This window comes from Bacillus sp. KICET-1, from assembly GCF_027721405.1.
Lineage (GTDB): Bacteria > Bacillota > Bacilli > Bacillales > Bacillaceae > Bacillus > Bacillus velezensis.
Genome location: NZ_CP113515.1, coordinates 3,516,417 through 3,534,692, shown reverse-complemented (window position 1 = coordinate 3,534,692; position 18,276 = coordinate 3,516,417). Strand labels below are relative to the sequence as shown.

Annotated in this window: 17 protein-coding genes; 10 read left to right on the top strand and 7 right to left on the bottom strand. The window is 45.0% G+C overall.

What is annotated here, in order from left to right:
* Positions 1-50 precede the first annotated feature (50 nt).
* Together OVA33_RS17570 and OVA33_RS17565 are read left to right on the top strand one after the other, a co-directional pair.
* Positions 51-1,670, top strand: coding sequence for an ABC-F family ATP-binding cassette domain-containing protein (locus OVA33_RS17570; RefSeq protein WP_017417692.1), 1,620 nt, complete (start codon positions 51-53; stop codon positions 1,668-1,670).
* A 112-nt stretch (positions 1,671-1,782) separates the two neighbouring features.
* Complete coding sequence (locus OVA33_RS17565; RefSeq protein WP_063636614.1) at positions 1,783-2,691, top strand: ketopantoate reductase family protein; 909 nt, start codon at positions 1,783-1,785, stop codon at positions 2,689-2,691.
* A gap of 30 nt (positions 2,692-2,721) precedes the next feature.
* On the opposite strand, the gene OVA33_RS17560 is transcribed toward OVA33_RS17565, so the two are convergent.
* The 3 genes from OVA33_RS17560 to mreBH all read right to left on the bottom strand — a co-directional run bounded on the left by OVA33_RS17560 (position 2,722) and on the right by mreBH (position 5,268).
* Positions 2,722-3,954 (bottom strand): aminopeptidase, encoded by a 1,233-nt coding sequence (locus OVA33_RS17560; RefSeq protein ID WP_007409644.1) that lies wholly within the window; start codon positions 3,952-3,954, stop codon positions 2,722-2,724.
* Between the two features lie 100 nt (positions 3,955-4,054).
* On the bottom strand, positions 4,055-4,189 hold the full coding sequence (locus OVA33_RS17555; protein ID WP_003154559.1) for a protein YkpC: 135 nt from the start codon (positions 4,187-4,189) through the stop codon (positions 4,055-4,057).
* 71 nt (positions 4,190-4,260) lie between these two features.
* Positions 4,261-5,268, bottom strand: coding sequence for a cell shape-determining protein MreBH (gene mreBH / locus OVA33_RS17550; protein WP_014417632.1), 1,008 nt, complete (start codon positions 5,266-5,268; stop codon positions 4,261-4,263).
* Positions 5,269-5,538: 270 nt separating this feature from the next.
* Between mreBH and OVA33_RS17545 the strand changes: the two genes are divergently transcribed.
* The 5 genes from OVA33_RS17545 to ade all read left to right on the top strand — a co-directional run bounded on the left by OVA33_RS17545 (position 5,539) and on the right by ade (position 10,717).
* The gene (locus tag OVA33_RS17545; protein WP_014417633.1) at positions 5,539-5,823 is read left to right on the top strand and encodes a transcriptional regulator AbhA; all 285 of its coding nucleotides are present in this window, start codon (positions 5,539-5,541) and stop codon (positions 5,821-5,823) included.
* A 172-nt stretch (positions 5,824-5,995) separates the two neighbouring features.
* The gene (locus tag OVA33_RS17540; protein WP_014417634.1) at positions 5,996-7,300 is read left to right on the top strand and encodes an ATP-binding protein; all 1,305 of its coding nucleotides are present in this window, start codon (positions 5,996-5,998) and stop codon (positions 7,298-7,300) included.
* Between the two features lies 1 nt (position 7,301).
* On the top strand, positions 7,302-8,129 hold the full coding sequence (locus OVA33_RS17535; protein WP_014417635.1) for a gamma-glutamylcyclotransferase family protein: 828 nt from the start codon (positions 7,302-7,304) through the stop codon (positions 8,127-8,129).
* Between the two features lie 40 nt (positions 8,130-8,169).
* Positions 8,170-8,835, top strand: coding sequence for a Ktr system potassium transporter KtrC (gene ktrC / locus OVA33_RS17530; RefSeq protein ID WP_003154554.1), 666 nt, complete (start codon positions 8,170-8,172; stop codon positions 8,833-8,835).
* Between the two features lie 148 nt (positions 8,836-8,983).
* Positions 8,984-10,717, top strand: coding sequence for an adenine deaminase (ade, locus tag OVA33_RS17525; RefSeq protein ID WP_128974064.1), 1,734 nt, complete (start codon positions 8,984-8,986; stop codon positions 10,715-10,717).
* Positions 10,718-10,748: 31 nt separating this feature from the next.
* Here ade and rnjA read toward each other — a convergent pair whose 3' ends face one another.
* Both rnjA and OVA33_RS17515 read right to left on the bottom strand, forming a co-directional pair.
* The gene (rnjA, locus tag OVA33_RS17520) at positions 10,749-12,416 is read right to left on the bottom strand and encodes a ribonuclease J1 (protein ID WP_003154550.1); all 1,668 of its coding nucleotides are present in this window, start codon (positions 12,414-12,416) and stop codon (positions 10,749-10,751) included.
* Between the two features lie 5 nt (positions 12,417-12,421).
* Entirely contained in the window at positions 12,422-12,631 is a 210-nt protein-coding gene (locus OVA33_RS17515) for a DNA-dependent RNA polymerase subunit epsilon (RefSeq protein WP_003154548.1), read from the bottom strand.
* Between the two features lie 354 nt (positions 12,632-12,985).
* On the opposite strand from OVA33_RS17515, the gene OVA33_RS17510 reads away from it, so the two are divergent.
* On the top strand, positions 12,986-13,759 hold the full coding sequence (locus tag OVA33_RS17510) for a Cof-type HAD-IIB family hydrolase (protein WP_017417697.1): 774 nt from the start codon (positions 12,986-12,988) through the stop codon (positions 13,757-13,759).
* A gap of 34 nt (positions 13,760-13,793) precedes the next feature.
* Here OVA33_RS17510 and def read toward each other — a convergent pair whose 3' ends face one another.
* Positions 13,794-14,348 carry a peptide deformylase gene (gene def, locus OVA33_RS17505; RefSeq protein ID WP_003154544.1) on the bottom strand — a complete coding sequence of 185 codons (555 nt, stop codon included), beginning with the start codon at positions 14,346-14,348 and terminating at the stop codon, positions 13,794-13,796.
* 112 nt (positions 14,349-14,460) lie between these two features.
* Entirely contained in the window at positions 14,461-14,640 is a 180-nt protein-coding gene (locus OVA33_RS17500; protein ID WP_007409651.1) for a YjcZ family sporulation protein, read from the bottom strand.
* Between the two features lie 244 nt (positions 14,641-14,884).
* Between OVA33_RS17500 and OVA33_RS17495 the strand changes: the two genes are divergently transcribed.
* Together OVA33_RS17495 and fabD are read left to right on the top strand one after the other, a co-directional pair.
* Positions 14,885-15,523 carry a YkyA family protein gene (locus OVA33_RS17495; protein WP_032864209.1) on the top strand — a complete coding sequence of 213 codons (639 nt, stop codon included), beginning with the start codon at positions 14,885-14,887 and terminating at the stop codon, positions 15,521-15,523.
* A gap of 434 nt (positions 15,524-15,957) precedes the next feature.
* On the top strand, positions 15,958-18,264 hold the full coding sequence (gene fabD / locus OVA33_RS17490; protein ID WP_063636616.1) for an ACP S-malonyltransferase: 2,307 nt from the start codon (positions 15,958-15,960) through the stop codon (positions 18,262-18,264).
* Positions 18,265-18,276 lie beyond the last annotated feature (12 nt).

The following is an 18,276-nucleotide window of genomic DNA, read 5'->3' as shown; positions in this document are numbered from 1 at the left end:
TTTATTCATGGTATACTTTTAATGATGATAGACACGATGGAGGATTCTAAATGATTGCTGTAAATAATGTGAGCTTGCGTTTTGCGGATCGCAAGTTATTTGAAGATGTCAATATTAAATTTACGCCGGGCAACTGCTACGGATTAATAGGCGCAAACGGTGCCGGAAAATCAACATTTTTGAAAATTTTATCCGGTGAGCTGGAGCCGCAGACCGGCGATGTCCATATGAGCCCGGGTGAACGTCTTGCCATTCTGAAGCAGAACCACTTTGAATATGAAGACTTCGAAGTGCTGAAAGTCGTCATTATGGGACATAAACGTTTATACGAAGTTATGCAGGAAAAAGACGCGATTTATATGAAGCCTGATTTTTCAGATGAAGACGGCATCCGCGCCGCTGAGCTTGAAGGAGAGTTTGCGGAATTAAACGGATGGGAAGCTGAAAGTGAAGCCGCTATTTTGTTAAAGGGCCTGGGCATCTCTGAAGACCTGCATACGAAGAAAATGGCGGACTTAGGCGGTTCAGAAAAGGTGAAAGTGCTTTTGGCACAGGCGCTGTTCGGCAAGCCGGACGTTCTGCTGCTTGATGAACCGACCAACCACTTGGATCTGAAAGCGATTCAGTGGCTGGAAGAGTTTTTAATCAACTTTGAGAACACAGTCATCGTCGTATCCCATGACCGTCACTTTTTAAATAAAGTGTGCACGCACATCGCCGATCTTGATTTTAATAAAATTCAAGTGTACGTCGGCAACTATGATTTCTGGTATGAATCCAGCCAGCTTGCTTTAAAGCTTTCTCAGGAAGCCAACAAGAAAAAAGAAGAGCAGATTAAACAGCTTCAGGAGTTCGTGGCCAGATTCAGCGCCAACGCTTCTAAATCAAAGCAGGCGACATCAAGAAAGAAACTCCTTGATAAAATCACGCTTGATGATATCAAACCGTCATCACGCCGTTATCCTTATGTCAATTTCACGCCGGAACGCGAGATCGGAAATGACGTGCTGCGGGTTGAAGGCTTAACAAAAACGATTGACGGGGTAAAAGTGCTTGATAACGTCAGCTTTATTATGAACAGAGAAGATAAAATCGCTTTTACGGGCCGCAACGAACTTGCCGTTACGACATTGTTTAAAATCATTTCCGGGGAAATGGAAGCTGACAGCGGCACATTTAAATGGGGCGTGACCACTTCTCAGGCGTACTTCCCTAAAGACAACAGCGAGTATTTTGACGGCAGCGATGTGAACCTTGTTGACTGGCTCCGCCAATACTCGCCGCATGACCAAAGCGAAAGCTTTCTGCGCGGTTTCTTAGGACGCATGCTGTTCTCAGGAGAAGAAGTCAACAAAAAATCAAACGTTCTTTCCGGAGGAGAAAAAGTGCGCTGCATGCTTTCAAAAGCGATGCTTTCCGGCGCGAATATTTTAATTCTGGATGAACCGACAAACCACTTAGATTTGGAATCCATTACGGCGCTTAACAACGGCTTAATCAGCTTTAAAGGCGCTATGCTGTTTTCATCTCATGACCATCAGTTTGTACAGACAATTGCCAACCGCATCATTGAATTAACGCCTAAAGGCATTGTTGACAAACAAATGTCTTATGACGAATTTCTTGAAAACGCGGATGTACAGAAAAAGCTTGAAGAGCTATACGCGTAATAAAGAAGCAGGGGAGACTCTGCTTTTTTATTTATGAAAAAAGTTTTCAATCTTCTGACTTCCCGTTACAATAAATGAATACATAACTTGAAAAGAGACGGAGGAATGCATCATGAAGTTTTTAATTGTCGGAGCTGGAGGAGTGGGCGGATATATCGGCGCGCGTCTTGCAGAAAAGGGAAATGACGTTACGTTTCTCGTCCGCAAGAAACGGGCGGAACAATTACAAGAAACGGGTTTGATCGTCAAAAGTGCAAAAGGTGATGTTTCAATCAAGCCGAAATTAATGATGGCGGGCGAAGAAGGAGCATTTGACGCCGTTATTATCGCTTCAAAAGCGTATTCTTTGCAGGACGTTATTCGGGATGTCAAACCGTTTGTCAAACCTTCGTCGGTCATTATTCCTTTTTTAAACGGATACAGGCACTATAACCAGCTGTTTGAAGCTTTTTCAAAACGGCAGGTGCTGGGCGGCCTCTGCTTTATTGAGAGCGCCCTTAACGACAAAGGGGACATTCTTCATACGAGCGCTGCCCACCGCTTTGTTTTCGGTGAATGGAACGGGGAACGCACAGAACGTATGAACGAGCTGGAAAACGCATTTGCAGGTGTGAAAGCGGATGTCATCATCAGCCGGGATATTGAAAAGGACATTTGGAAAAAATATATGTTTATTGCCGCGCAGGCGGGAGTGACCACTCTGTTTCAACAGCCGGTCGGACCGATTTTAGAAACAGAAGGCGGCCGCAACACGGCAAAGCGCCTCTTTGCTGAAATCGGAGCCATTTTCAAGGCTGCCGGCATCCCGAAAGATCCTGGTCTGGAAGAAGAGAGTTATCGCACATTGACAAGCATGTCTTACCATATGAAATCGTCGATGCTGAGAGATATGGAAAAGGGCAGGGTGACGGAAGGTGATCATTTACACGGATTTTTGCTTGAGAAAGCGAAAGGCTTGTCAGTTGATACACCTGTTTTGGAAACCGTCTGCGCCAACTTGCAAATGTATGAAGCGAAATAAAAAAAGGAGGCCTGATCGCCTCCTTTTTTATTAAAATGCCCAGTTTCCGTTTCTGAAGATCGGTTCTCTTTTGCCGTCCGCCGTAATGCCGTCGATATTCATATCTTTGGAACCGACCATAAAATCTACGTGTGTAATGCTTTCATTTAAGCCCTCTTTGACAAGCTCTTCCCGTGTCATTTGTTTGCCGCCCTCAATATTAAAGGCATACGCACTGCCGATCGCCAAGTGGTTAGAGGCGTTTTCATCGTACAGTGTGTTGTAAAATAAAATATTTGATTGTGAAATCGGTGAATCGTACGGCACTAAGGCCACTTCTCCGAGATAGTGTGAGCCTTCATCGGTTTCGACGATGCCTTTTAAAATCTCCTCGCCTTTTTCAGCTTTCACATCGACAATGCGGCCGTTTTCAAAGGTAAGAGTGAAGTTATCAATAATGTTGCCGCCGTAGCTCAGCGGTTTCGTGCTGGAAACCGTGCCGTTCACCCCGTCACGCTGCGGGAGGGTGAAAACCTCTTCTGTCGGCATGTTGGCCATGAATTCGTGCCCGCTCTCATTCACGCTTCCCGCGCCTGCCCATACATGTTTTTTCGGCAGTTCAATGGTTAAGTCTGTTCCTTCAGCCTGATAATGCAGGGCGCTGTAATGTTTTTTGTTCAGGTGTTCCACTTTTTCATGAAGATTTTGATCATGTTTTTTCCATGCTTCCACAGGGTTTTCTTCATTTACTCGGGTCGTTTTGAAAATTTCTTCCCATAAAAGCTGAACGGCTGTTTCTTCCGGCTGATCCGGGAACACTTTTTTCGCCCAGCCTGTTGAAGCCGCTCCGATCACCGTCCAGCTGACCTTATCTGATTGAATATATTGTCTGTATGTATGCAATGCTTTTCCGGCGGCTTTTTGGAACGCTGCAATCCGTTTGCCGTCAGTGCCTTTTAACAGGTCGGGGTCGGATGAGACAACAGAAATAAACGCAGCCCCTTTTTTCGCGAGCTCTTCTTTTCCTTTTGCTTCCCATTCAGGATACTCTTCAAACGCTTCAAACGGTGCCATCTCGTATTTTAATCTGGACAGTTCATCGTCCTGCCAATTTACGGTGACGTTTTTTGCGCCTTTTTCATAAGAATGTTTGGCAAGCAGTCTGACTAGTTCCCGAACATCAGTTGAGGCATTGATTACGACATGCTGTCCTTTTTGGACATTGACGCCGACTTCTACCGCCAGCTGAGCATATGTATGTAACTTTTCAGTAAACGAACTCATCGTTCATTCCTCCTCATCGGTTTTTCTCATCATATCAAATATCGCCTCATAAAGGAAAGAAAGGAGCACAAACGAAAAAGACACAGCTTTTGCTGCGTCTTTACGGGTGATTCAGTTTTACGGCGCCGCCGGCCGGAGAATGGGGCATATTGGCCAGTGAAATGCTCATACCCCCCAAAATAATTCCGCTTAAAATGACGGCTACTGCTACGCGTCTTCCCACATCTCTAAGCATATGCTTCCTCCTTAATGTTTCTCCAGTTCTCACAATATGAGCCGGCCGGAGAAAAAAGAAGCACAATCTTATTATTTAATCGCTTTTTGCAGCTTGTCGATGACGTCTAATGAACGCCCCGTGCCGATAGCCACTGATTCAAGCGGATTTGCCGCCAAATGAACGGGAACGACGATTTCTTCTGTCAGCCATTCTTTCATCCCGTTTAAAAGGGAGCCTCCGCCTGTTAACACGACGCCGCGGTCAACAATATCACCGCTGAGCTCCGGCGGGCAATCTTCAAGTGTCGCTCTGATCGCTTCAAGAATATGTAAGAGCGACTCACGCATCGCGTGCTGAATTTCATTAGACTGCAGTCTGATTGTCTTCGGCAGACCGGTTACAAGGTCACGGCCGCGGATTTCCATCGTTTCCGGCACATGTTCAATCAATGCAAAACCGATTTCCATTTTCACTTGTTCTGCCGTACGTTCCCCGATCAGCAGGTTGTATTTTTTTCTGACGAACGAGGCGATATCTTCATCAAGCTGGTCGCCGCCGATTCTGATCGAATGGCAGGATACGACGCCCCCGAATGAGATAATGGCGACTTCAGTCGTACCGCCGCCGATATCTACGACGACGTTTGCGACCGGCTCGTCAACAGGGAGGTCGGCCCCGATTGCAGCGGCTACGGGTTCTTCAATCAAGTGAACGTTTTTCGCTCCGCAGTTTTTGACAGCGTCACTGATGGCGCGGCGTTCAACGGCTGTTGAGCCTGAAGGCGTGCAGACGACGACATTCGGTTTGCGGAAAGTCATTCCGATTTTTTTTCCGGCTTTTTTCATAATGTGTTTTAATAAGTCAGTTGTCATATCATAATCAGCAATGACACCGTCTTTCATCGGCCGTACGGCGACGATTTTCCCCGGCGTCTTTCCGATCATGCTTTTGGCATCCGTTCCGATGGCAAGCACCGCTTTCGTTGTTGTATCTACAGCGACAACGGAAGGTTCGTTTAAAATAATTCCTTTATTTTTACTGTAAACAAGTATATTAGCGGTTCCTAAGTCGATTCCGATCTCAGTTGATTGAAACATGTTTTCACCCAATCCCTATCCTGATTTAATTGATTCTACATTTAAAGTTTCTGAGAAAAACCACGATTTTTGGGGGTTTCCGCCGGGAATGAAATGTTTTTGTAAAAAAGGAGGGAAAGTCTGTATCCTATATTTCAAAAGGATTTTCTTTTGTAAAAAAACATTCAGTTCCGGATGCTGAGAAACTTTTGCTCCGTTCCTTTCGTCTACGTTTATGAAGGATTTTCCTTGGACATAAAGAAGAGACATTAAAGGAAGTAGGGGATTTCTATGAAATCAATTGGTGTAGTAAGAAAAGTAGACGAACTCGGGCGTATTGTCATGCCGATTGAATTGAGAAGAGCATTGGATATCGCTATTAAAGATAGTATTGAATTTTTCGTTGACGGAGACAAAATTGTCTTAAAAAAATACAAGCCGCACGGCATTTGCTTAATGACGGGGGAAATTACCTCCGAAAATCAGGAGTACGGCAACGGCAAAATTATTTTAAGTCCTGAAGGAGCGAAAATGCTGCTTGAGGAAATCGAGGAAGCGTTAAAAGGTAGATCATAATCGGCAAAAAGGGCGGAGCATCATTCCGTCCTTTTATTATGAACTTGTGCAAAAACTCACGGGAAAAGTAAGCGAACCTGCTCAATTAATTGGGAATAGTTATCATTTTTTAGTCAATAATGCAGTCAACAATGTTACAATATATGTAGAAATGCTAGCGGCAGGTGGGACTATGGGAAAATATCAAGCGCGTATCATTTCCTTAATCTTGGCAATGATTTTTATTATGTTTTGGGATTATTTATTTTATATGATTGAACGGAATCCGATTAACTGGCCAGTTGACATCACCTTTACCGCCGTCACATTAATCGGCGTCTGGCTGCTGGCTTATTATGTGGACAATAAAAAGCAGCTGCTGGCGGAGCTGAAGGACAGCGAGCAGAAAGCAAAGGCGCTTTCAGATGAGAAAAACCGGATCATGGACAATCTGCAGGAAATCGTTTTTCAGACGGATGCACAAGGGAATATTACATATTTGAATCAGGCCTGGACGGCGATTACGGGCCACTCCATCAGCGAATGTATGGGCACGATGTATAATGATTATTTTATAAAAGAAAAACATATCATTGATTATATTATCTCCCAAATCAAGCAGCAGTCCCCGTCAGGAATGTTTACGGCCAAATATATTAAAAGAGACGGCTCGATCTTTTGGGGAGAAGTCCATTATAAGCTGTATTATGACCGCAGACAGAAATTTGTCGGAAGCCTGGGGACGATGTCTGATATCAGTGAACGGAAAAAAGCGGTCGACGAGCTTCTGGAAACGAACGAACGCCTTGCCATGCAATCTCAAAAGCTGGCCATTGCCGGGGAGCTTGCGGCAGGAATCGCCCATGAAGTAAGAAATCCTTTAACGTCAGTCAGCGGCTTTCTCCAGCTGATGAAAGCCCAGTATCCGGAAAGAACGGATTATTTTGATATTATTTTTTCGGAGATTAAAAGGATTGATCTCGTGCTGGGGGAGCTGCTTCTGCTCGCCAAGCCGCAGACCGTGACGTTTACCGCTCATCATCTCAACCATATTTTAAGGCAGGTGGCGACGCTTCTTGACACGAACGCGGTGCTGTCGAACACTGTGATTGAGAAGGATTTCAGGCAGACTGAGTCCTGTATGGTCAACGGTGACGAAAACCAGCTGAAACAGGTATTTATCAATATTATTAAAAATGCGATTGAAGCGATGCCTGACGGCGGGAATATTCATATTTATACAAAGCGGGATGAAGAATACGCGGTGATCAGCATACAGGATGAAGGGAACGGTATGTCGAAAGAAAAGCTTGAAAACATCGGGAAACCGTTTTTCTCAACAAAAGATCAGGGAACGGGTCTCGGTCTTCCGATTTGTTTACGAATTCTGAAGGAGCATAATGGTAAACTTAACATTAAGAGCAAAAATGGAGAAGGCAGTACGTTTCAGGTGATTCTGCCGTTAGAAGCGGCTGCTGTCCAAAAGGAGGAAAAATAACTTGCTTCTTTTTGTATACGGTTTGTTACGGAAGCGTGAAGAAAACCATGAACTGTTGAAAGGCGCTCCGTGTGTGTGTGAGCAGGCCGCGATAAACGGCGTGCTGTACGAAACGGATAAAGGTCAGCCTGCGGCGTCTTTAGCAGAAACAGCTTTTGTGTACGGGGAATTGTATGAAACAGATCATCAGATGATCCGTAAGCTGGATGCGTATTATGCTGATTTTGATCGGAAAGAGGTTGCCGTGACGACGGATGCCGGGAATAAAACCGCCTTCGCATATGTCGTAAAGCCCGGCCAGTGTGCCTCATTCAGCCGTATCAAAAGCGGAGACTGGAAAGAATACCGTTTTATGAAACGGGAGGATGACAGTCCGGTTTATTATTTCGCTTACGGCTCCTGTATGGACAATGCCCGGTTTAAACAGGCGGGGGTCGACCACTTTTTTGCCGAGCCGGTCGGAGGGGCGGTTGTTGAAGGGTATTCGACGAGATTCACGTTAAGGCGTCCTGACGGTTCCAGAGCCGATCTTGTTGAAGACGGGGGGCGAACTGAAGGCGTGCTGTACAAGCTCCCGTTTGAAGCGGCAACCTATCTGTACAAAAGAGAAGGTGTTGATAACCACACATACCGTCCCGCGTTCATAGAAGTGTGTGCCGGCGGCCGTGTATACAGAGGCGTCCTGACGTTTCTCGTTCTTGATAAAGCTGAGGAAATTGCGCCTCCGGGTCACTATCAGGAAGAAATCGAACGCGGAGCGGACCTGTATTTATCGCCCGCCTTTTCAGAAAAGCTTAAACGCTATATGAACTCATTGCCGAAAATGTGATACTATTCCTATTAGAGATATTGTTTAAAGGAGTACTGTTATGAGAAAAGAGTTTGCCGTTATCGGTCTCGGACGCTTCGGCGGAAGTATTTGCAAAGCATTAAGTGAAGAAGGCCTTGAGGTCATGGCGATGGATATTGATGAAGATAAAGTGAATGAATACGCCAAAATCGCATCACACGCGGTCATCGGCGATTCAACCGATGAATCGGTGCTGAAAAACTTAGGGCTGCGCAACTTTGACCATGTCATTGTGGCAATCGGCGAAAATATACAGGCGAGCATTTTAACGACGCTGATCTTAAAGGAACTCGGCGTGAACACGATCACGGTAAAAGCGCAGAACGATTATCATGAGAAAGTGCTTGCGAAAATCGGCGCCGACCACATCGTCCACCCTGAACGTGACATGGCAAAACGCATCGCCCACAACATCGTATCAAATAATGTACTTGATTATTTGGAGCTGTCCGACGAACACAGCATTGTGGAGATCGTGGCCAACAGCAGGCTTGCGGGCAACACACTGCTTGATCTGGACATCCGGGCGAAGTACGGCATTAATATCGTGGCCATCAAGAGAGAAAAAGAAGTGATCGTATCTCCGCTGGCGACTGAAATGATCCAAAAAGAAGATATTCTCATCGTTATCGGCTCTCTTACGGACATTTCCCGATTTGAAAAAAGAGTGCTTCATACAAAGTGAAAAGCCGTCCGTAAAAGGACGGTCTTTTATTATGTCAGAATAGTAAGACATTTATCGTGTAAGCGGTATTTTCTGCGATTTTTATTGACTATGATCAAGCGATCCGATAGCATATTGTACCATATAAAGAAAAAGAGGAGGCCTCATTTTGAACAAAGAAACACTGGCTGAACGGCTGAATGCATCAGCCGGCAGACAAAAAGCCGATACCGTCATTAAAAACGGAAAAATCATGGATGTATTTAACCAGGAATGGATTTCTGCAGATATCGCCATTACGGGCGGAGTGATCGTCGGGCTGGGCGAATATGAAGGGGAAGAAGTTATTGATGCAGAAGGCCAAATGATCGTTCCGGGCTTTATTGACGGACATGTTCATATCGAGTCCTCTATGGTTACTCCGATTGAATTTGCTAAAGCCGTCCTCCCACACGGAGTGACTACTGTCGTTACTGATCCTCACGAAATTGCGAACGTTTCCGGAGCAAAAGGCATTTCTTTTATGATAGAGCAGGCGAAAAAGGCGCCGCTGAACATCCGTTTCATGCTTCCTTCCTGTGTTCCCGCCGCTAGCTTTGAACGCTCAGGAGCCGTATTAAAAGCCGAGGATTTAAAGCCTTTTTATCAGGAGAAAGAGGTGCTCGGACTTGCGGAAGTAATGGATTATGTGTCTGTTGCGGAAGGTGAAGAGGATATGCTTCAGAAACTGCTTGATGCCAAGCGTCACGGAAAACGGATCGACGGGCATTTAGCCGGACTCTCTTCAGATATCATCAATATATATAGAACCGCAATGGTGTCAAATGATCATGAAGTGACGACAAAAGAAGAAGCGCTGGACAGAATCAGACGGGGAATGTATGTCATGCTGCGCGAAGGATCGGTGGCAAAAAATACGCTCAATGTGCTGCCGGCGGTGAATGAAAAAAACGCGCGGCGCTTTTTCTTTTGCACGGATGATAAGCATGTAGATGATCTGCTTTCAGAAGGAAGTGTGAACCACCAAGTCAAAATGGCGATAAAGGCGGGACTTGATCCATTCCTTGCGTATCAGCTCGCCAGCTTAAATGCGGCTGAGTGCTACGGTCTTGAAACAAAAGGGGCGGTAGCGCCGGGTTTTGACGCAGATCTGCTGTTCATTTCAGATGTACGGGAGGCTGCCGTCACGAAGACCATGGTCGCCGGCCGGACCGTTGCCGAGAACGGACGCACGGTTTATGAACAGTCTGCCGGTTCCTATTCGCCGGACCAGGCGCTGTTGGATACAGTGCGGCTGAAAGCGCCGCTGACTGAATCGGATTTTCATATACCGATTCAAGAGGGCAAGAAAATGAATGTAATCGAAATGATACCGAATCATTTGGAGACGAGAAAAAAAGAAGTGCCTGCACCGTCTGCTGACGCGTTTCGTCCTGATACAGAAAATGATTTATTAAAAATCGCCGTCGCAGAGCGGCACAGCGGCGAAAAAATGATAGGACTCGGGATTGTACAAGGGTTCGGGTTAAAAGAAGGCGCCATCGCCACAACCATTTCTCACGATTCCCATAATATCATCGCCGTCGGTACAAACGATGCCGATTTGGCAAAAGCAATCAACAGGCTCCGTGACACCGGAGGAGGATTAACAGCCGTGAAAAACGGAGAATTGCTTCACTCCGTTCCGCTTCCGATCGCCGGGCTTTTGTCTGATAAGTCGGCGGAATGGGTCAATGACAGCTTGGGCGTGCTTCATGAAAAGCTTCCGCTGCTCGGATTCACCGGTGATTTCAATCCGTTTCTCACATTATCGTTTTTAGCGCTTCCGGTGATTCCGGATATTAAAATGACAGCAGCCGGTCTGTTTGATGTCAAAGCCTTTCAGCATATTCCGCTGCAATAAAAAAACTGCACTCGTAATGAGTGCAGTTTTTTTAGACCTCCATAATGATCGGAAGGATCATCGGGCGGCGTTTTGTTTTTTCGTATAGGAACGGAGCAAGCGTATCGGTAATTTCGTTTTTAATTTCGGACCACTGCGTTGTTTTCCGATCCATTACTTTCTCCAGATGGTTCGAAATGAGCTGCTGCGCGTCATTGATCAAATCACCGGATTCTCTCATGTATACAAAACCTCTTGAGATTAAATCAGGTCCCGCTGAAACCTTAAAGTCGTCCATATTGATGCTGACAACAACGATAACAAGGCCTTCTTCTGAAAGAATGCGGCGGTCGCGGAGCACGATATTGCCGATATCACCGATTCCGCTTCCGTCAATGTAAACGGAGCCGGACGGAATTTTGCCTGCCACAGCGGCTTCTTCGCCTTTGAGGGCCAGCACTTCGCCATTATCCATGATAAAGCAGTTTTCTTCGGGTATGCCGCAATCAGTCGCGAGTTTGACGTGCATTTTCTGCATTCTGTACTCACCGTGAATCGGCATAAAGAACTTCGGTTTGATCAGGCGGAGCATTAATTTCTGCTCTTCCTGTCCGCCGTGTCCGGATGTATGAATGTCATTCAATGAACCGTGAATGACTTCTGCGCCCGCACGGTACAGCTGGTTGATGGTGCGGCTTACGCTGATTGTGTTTCCGGGAATCGGAGAGGAAGAAAAGACGACCGTATCTCCGGGATTAATGGAAATCTGCCGGTGCGTCCCGTTAGCGATGCGTGATAACGCCGCCATCGGTTCACCTTGGCTTCCCGTACATAAAATCGTTACCTTATTGGCAGGCATACGATTGATTTCGTTATGCTCAATAAACGTATTTTTAGGACAGGTAATGTAACCGAGATTTTGTCCGATTTCAATAGCCGATTCCATACTGCGTCCGAATACGGCAACTTTTCTGCCGTTTAAAACGGCTGCTTCAATCACCTGCTGAAGACGGTGTATATTCGAAGCGAATGTCGCAAATATAATTCTGCCGTCCACTTTTCGGAAAATATCGTGAATGCTTTCGCCTACGCGGCGTTCTGACATGGTGAAATCAGGAACCTCACTGTTTGTACTGTCAGAAAGCAGGCACAGAACGCCTTCTTTCCCGATTTCAGCCATCTTAGTCAAGTTTGCCGGTTCGCCTACCGGTGTGAAATCGAACTTAAAGTCCCCGGTATGTACGATATTGCCCGGCGGTGTTTTGACGACGATTCCGTATGAATCCGGAATGCTGTGTGTCGTTCTGAAGAAGGATACAGACGTCTTGCGGAACTTCACGATGTCGTCTTCACCGATGATGTTTAATTTGGTCTGTCTTAACAGCCCGTGCTCTTCAAGTTTATTCCGAAGTAAGCCGATCGCGAGTTTACCGCCGTAAACGGGAATATTTACTTGTCTGAGCAGGTACGGAATACCGCCGATATGGTCTTCGTGACCGTGGGTGATAAACAGACCTTTAATTTTATCTTCATTTTTTACTAAATACGTGTAATCGGGGATTACGTAATCAATGCCGAGAAGTTCATCTTCCGGGAACTTGATTCCCGCATCAATCAGTACAATTTCATCCTGAAACTGCACCCCGTACGTATTTTTCCCGATCTCGCCCAATCCGCCGAGGGCGAAAACGGCAGTCTGGTCATTTTTTACAAATTTCATTCCGCTCATAACTCCAATACTTTAAAATTTTCGCTCTGCTTCTCATATTCTAAAAAAGCACCGTCCACAGGCTGAACAAATTCAATGTTGTATTTCTGATCTTTCAGTTTCGTTCTGACGTCCCGTTCTGAAACGCCCTCAATGTAAAGTGAATCTGTTTTTTCCCGAACAGGTACTTCGTCAGCCTTCTCTTGATAAAATACCTTATAAATCATCCAAATCTCTCCTTAAATGCCGTATGTTAGACTCGCTTATTCTATTATATTCGAAAACGGATTATAAGGAAAGTCTCGAGCAAAAAAGGGACTTTCAAAAACCGAAAGATCCCTTCTACGCGATGACTTTTTTCCGGAGCATTCCGCCCCACTGTCTTCTGAGTTTCTTCCGTAATCGGCGCAGCATTGTATACCTCCTTTGAAGCCCTTTATAGCAGTAGTATGCGGAAAAACTGAATTTGTTTTCGTGGGTAAAACTGGAATTTCATCAAGGCGGTTTTCCGGAAGAAAAACTTTCTGTATGATGATATTGAAAAAGACACGACTGATAAACGGGAAAAAGGAGAAATTGACATGAAACCAAAATTGATTTTTTTTGATATTGACGGCACGATCTATGACCATGATAAACATATTCCCGATAGCGCAAGAAACGCCGTGACGGCGCTTAAAGAGGCTGGCCATCACGTTTTTATCGCCAGCGGAAGGTCCCCGTTTATGGTAAAACCGATTCTGGAAGAGCTTGAGATTGAATCATTTATTTCATACAACGGCCAGTATGTCGTATTTGAAGGTGAGGTCATTTATAAAAATCCGCTTCCTGAAGATGCGGTTGCGCGTTTATTAAAGCAGGCGGCAGAAGGGGAGCACCCCGTCGTATTTATGGCGGAAGACACGATGAAAACGACCGTCCCCGGACATCCGCACGTCTCGGAAGGTATCGGCAGTCTGAAAGCGCCTTATCCCGAAGTGGATGAAACTTTTTATAAAGGAAAAGAAATTTATCAGCTGCTTTTATTCTGCCGCGGTCATGAAGAAAAAGCATATGCCGCTTTTCCGGAGTTTGATTATGTCCGCTGGCACGAATTGTCAACGGATGTGCTTCCGAAAGGCGGTTCAAAAGCGGAAGGCATTAAAAGAGTGCTTGAGCGGCTTCCGTACAGCGTAAGTGACACTTATGCATTCGGCGACGGACTAAATGACCTTGAGATGATCCATTTTGTCGGCACCGGGGTGGCGATGGGAAATGCGGTTCCGGAATTAAAAGCTGCCGCTGATTTCGTCACAAAGCCGGTGGATGAGGAAGGAATCAGCTGGGCCGTCAAAGAACTGGGCCTTTTGAAATAGAGAAAACCGGCACTTTGGGAAGTGCCGGTTATTTTTAACGGTCAATGGCAATGGCGTTTTCAGGTTCTTTGAACGGATTTTCTTTATCGATATGGTCGTAAAACATCACGCCGTTCAGATGATCGATTTCGTGCTGAAACACGATGGCCGGAAAACCTTTGAGGCGGATGTCAATCTGTTCTCCTTCAAGCGTCACCGCCTTTACGCGGATGCGGGCGTAGCGCGGCACATAGCCGGGAATGGGTTCGTCTACCGACAGGCAGCCTTCTCCGCTCGTCAAGTAGCTTTTTTCCACTGAGTGGCTGACGATCTTAGGGTTAAAAAGAGCATAGCTGTATAAAGTGCCTTTCGCATCTTCTGCATGGACGGCGATCATCCGTTTTTTTACGTCTGTTTGCGGAGCGGCAAGACCGACGCCCGGACGAAGCTTGTATTTCTCGGCTAATTCAGGATTTTGGCTGTTTTTCACAAACTCAATCATATCAGCAAGATGCTGTTTTTCTTCGTCAGAAGCGGGAAGCTGAACCTCTTCAGCGATCTCTCTGAGCGCGGGATGTCCGTCGCGAACAATATTTTCCATAGTAATCAAGAAACTTCACTCCTAAAGCTTAATATGTAAATTATAGCGAATTTCTTTATCGCGGCGCAACGAAACAATTGGCCGGCCATAGCAGGCCGGCCGATGTTCATGGTGTATAAGGTCAGCAGCCGCAGCCTAAATAAGCGGCACCGACGATGATTAATAAGATAAACAATACGACGATTAATGCGAATGTGCGGCCGTATCCGCCGCCGCAGCCGTAACCGTAACCGCCGCCATAACCATATCCGCCGCCGCAACAACCGCCGCCAAATCCGCCGCCAAATCCATATCCGTACATAAAAAAACCTCCTCTTTTAATTACGCTGACCCTCTGTCAGCAGGGCCGGCGTCTACTATAAACTATGTAAAAGCCAAAAAGATGTATGGTCATCCGCCCTGTTTTCTCAATTTTTTACGCAAGTATTCTTTGAAAGCACCGTAAGCGTCTTTACCCGGTCATGCCAATTACAGCTCAGCTATTGTCAAAAAGCGTTCGGGCTTCTATAGTGGAAATTGTCAAGATTGGGGGATTTTAAGTGAATATGATTCAAAAAAAGGTATTAGCAGGAATCGGAGCGCTCGGCGCCGCAAGTATGCTGCTTGCCGGCTGCGGGGGAAAAGATCCGGTTGAATCGCTTCATGAGTCGATGGAAAAAGCCGTTCAAGCGGAAAAACCGTTTCAAAAAGAGCAGAAAACATTAGAAAAATTGGAGAAAAAAGAGCATAAGCTATACGACAGCGCGGTTAAACTGAATATGGATGATTACCAGAAAATTGTCACACTGTCTGATCAGGCTCTGAGCAATGCAAATCAGCGAAAAAAACATCTGAAAGCAGAAAAAGACAGTATTGATGATTCAAAACAAGCGTTTGAATCCGCAAAAAAAACTTCTCAAGAAATAAAGGATAAGAAAGTAAAAGAAAAAGCCGGGCATGCGGTCGCTTTAATGGAGAAAAGGTATGCATCTTATGACCTTTTGTACAAAAAGTACGAAAAAGCCATTTCACTTGATAAGGACCTTTATAAACTGATTAAAGATAAAAAGCTCACATTAGCGGAGCTGGAAGAGCAAATCAGCAAAGTAAACTCAGTTTACGAAAAGGTGCATAAACAAGCAGATGAGTTCAATCAATTTACTAAAGACTACAACAAAGAGAAAGAACTATTATTCCGCAAATAGTATAGTGAAGGCATATCGGCATGGGCTGATGAACTGATAACAACCGAGTTCAGCCGCCTGTAAAAAGGCGGCTGAAGAATTGGTATATACGTGTGTTTCCCATTGACAACAAGTAAATCATGGTATAGTATTTATTTAGGGAAATATTCACATAAAACCAATCGTTGTTTCGGCACGTTGGAATGTTTTTATTATATTGATATATATATAAAAACAGAATGAAAATGTGATTTTAATTATCAGAAAATTCTATCTATTTATATTTACGGCAATATGATATTTGTACATGCTTTTTGCTTTTAAACCTTTATCCGGCATAAAGGTTTTTTTATTTTGCTTAGTAATGCTTATTAAGTAAGGGTGCTGAAAGTAAACGACAATTTCAAAATCGGAACGAAAAGAAACGGCAGAAATACGGAACAGGAGGAAAACAAATGCTTGCTTACGTCTTTCCCGGACAGGGAGCGCAGTTTAAAGGAATGGGCAGAGACTTATTCGATGAATTCAGTGAGCTCATTAAAAAGGCAGATCATATTTTAGGATACTCCATAAAGGATTTATGCCTTTCAGACGAAAAAGAGAGGCTGACTGATACGAAGTATACACAACCTGCAATTTATACAGTGAGCGCACTGCAATATTTAAAGGGTTTAAAAGAAGGTTATACACGCCCAGATGCTGTTGCAGGACATAGTCTGGGTGAATATACTGCGCTTTTTGCGGCCGGTGTTTTTAATTTTGAAACAGGTCTCCGGCTGGTTGCTAAAAGAGGCGAGTTAATGAGTGAGGCTTCCGAGGGCGGAATGGCTGCCGTGATCGGACTGGATGAGCACCACATAAAAAAAATACTTCAAAAGTATGAATTCGGCCAAATAGATATCGCCAATTACAATACATCTTCACAAATTGTGATAGCAGGGGCTGCAGAAGAGATAAAGCGGGCAGCCTCTTTTTTTGAAAAAGAAGGGGCGAAAGCTTATATCGTATTGCAGGTCGGCGGAGCTTTTCATTCTCGTTTCATGGAAAGTGCACAGCGTGAATTTGCGGAATTTATCGAGGAGTTTCATTTTTCTGAATTGAATTTCCCGGTCATTTCTAACTACACGGCAAGACCTTATAAACAAGAAGATATCAAACGGAATTTAATTGAACAAATAACAAACTCGGTAAAATGGACTGAAAGCATCAGGTATCTAATGGGACAAGGCGTTACTGTGTTTGAAGAGATCGGTCCCGGAAACATTCTGACTAAATTAATTCAAACCATACAAAGAGATGAGGAACCGCTTACTATTAGTGCGCCGGAAGACAGTCTCTTTTTTTCTGAAGGGAACAAGGACAATTCGGAAAGCGGGAAAGAGCATAGCCTCTTGGCCGAAAATATAGAGAGCGGTGCAGCTTCACCGGTGTCCCGATTGGGTGATCAATCTTTCAAAGAAGATTACGGTTTGACATACGCGTATTTGGCAGGTGCGATGCATAGAGGGATCTCTTCCGCTGAAATGCTGATCCGCCTCGGGAAGAAAGGAATGCTGGGGTTCTTTGGAACAGCAGGTTTAACGATAAGGGAAATTGAACAGGCCCTTATTTCTATTAAGAAGACACTCAAAAATGGCCAGCCCTACGGAATGAATCTGCGATTTGAGCCGGATCATCAAGATAGAGAAAAGGAATTGATAGATTTATATATCAAGCATGACGTACGAGTAATAGAAGCGTCTTCGTATCTTTCCGTCAGCGCACCATTAATTTATTACAAAGCGCATCAGTTGAAGATAGACAAAAGCGGCAGCGTCATACCTCATAATCGGATCATTGCCAAAGTTTCACGGCCGGAAGTTGCGGCCGCATTTCTGAGTCCGCCTCCTCAAAGTATCGTAAAGAGAATGTGTCAGAACGGTATGCTGACGGAAGAGCAGGCGGAGTGGCTCAGCCGTATTCCGGCAGCAGACGATATCATTATTGAAGCAGATTGCGGAAGTAATACTGAACAGGGCTCATTGACGGCGATGCTGCCGTTTTTTGTTAACCTGCGGGATGAAATGATGGAAACACACAAATACGCAAGGAAGATAAGGATCGGGGCTGCGGGAGGAATCGGGACTCCCGAGTCTGCCGCGTCTGCTTTTTTAATGGGCGCTGATTTTATTATGACGGGATCCATTAATCAATGTACAGTTGAAGCCGAAACAAGCGGTTTTATTAAAGAAATGCTGAGTGAGACAGGAATATGCGATACTGCTTATGCGCCTTCGGAGACTCTGTTTGAGTTCGGAACAAAGGTTCAGGTGCTGAAAAAGGGCACGCTGTTTCCGGTCAGGGCAAATAAATTATTTCAAATCTACCAACAATACGAGTCTTTGAATGAGATAGATGAAAAGACAAAGATTCAGCTCGAAAATGATTATTTTAACAAGACTTTTGATGAAAACTACGAAAGCATAATAGAAAAACAGCCGAACCTGGCCCAAAAAGCTGAGCGCAATCAAAAATATAAGATGCTGTTACTATTTAAGTGGTATTTGCAAAGAGGATGTCTGCTTGCTTTGGAAGGGCAGGAAGAACAAAAGGTGAATTTCCAAGTTCATTGCGGCCCGTCTTTAGGCGCTTTTAATCATTGGGTAAAGGGCACGGATTTGGAATCATGGAGAAACAGACATGTCGATGACATTGGTGAAAAATTGATGAATGAGACCGAAAGTCTGCTGAGGCGCAGATTGGATACGTTATTTCTAGACTAAAGAAGGGGCGGG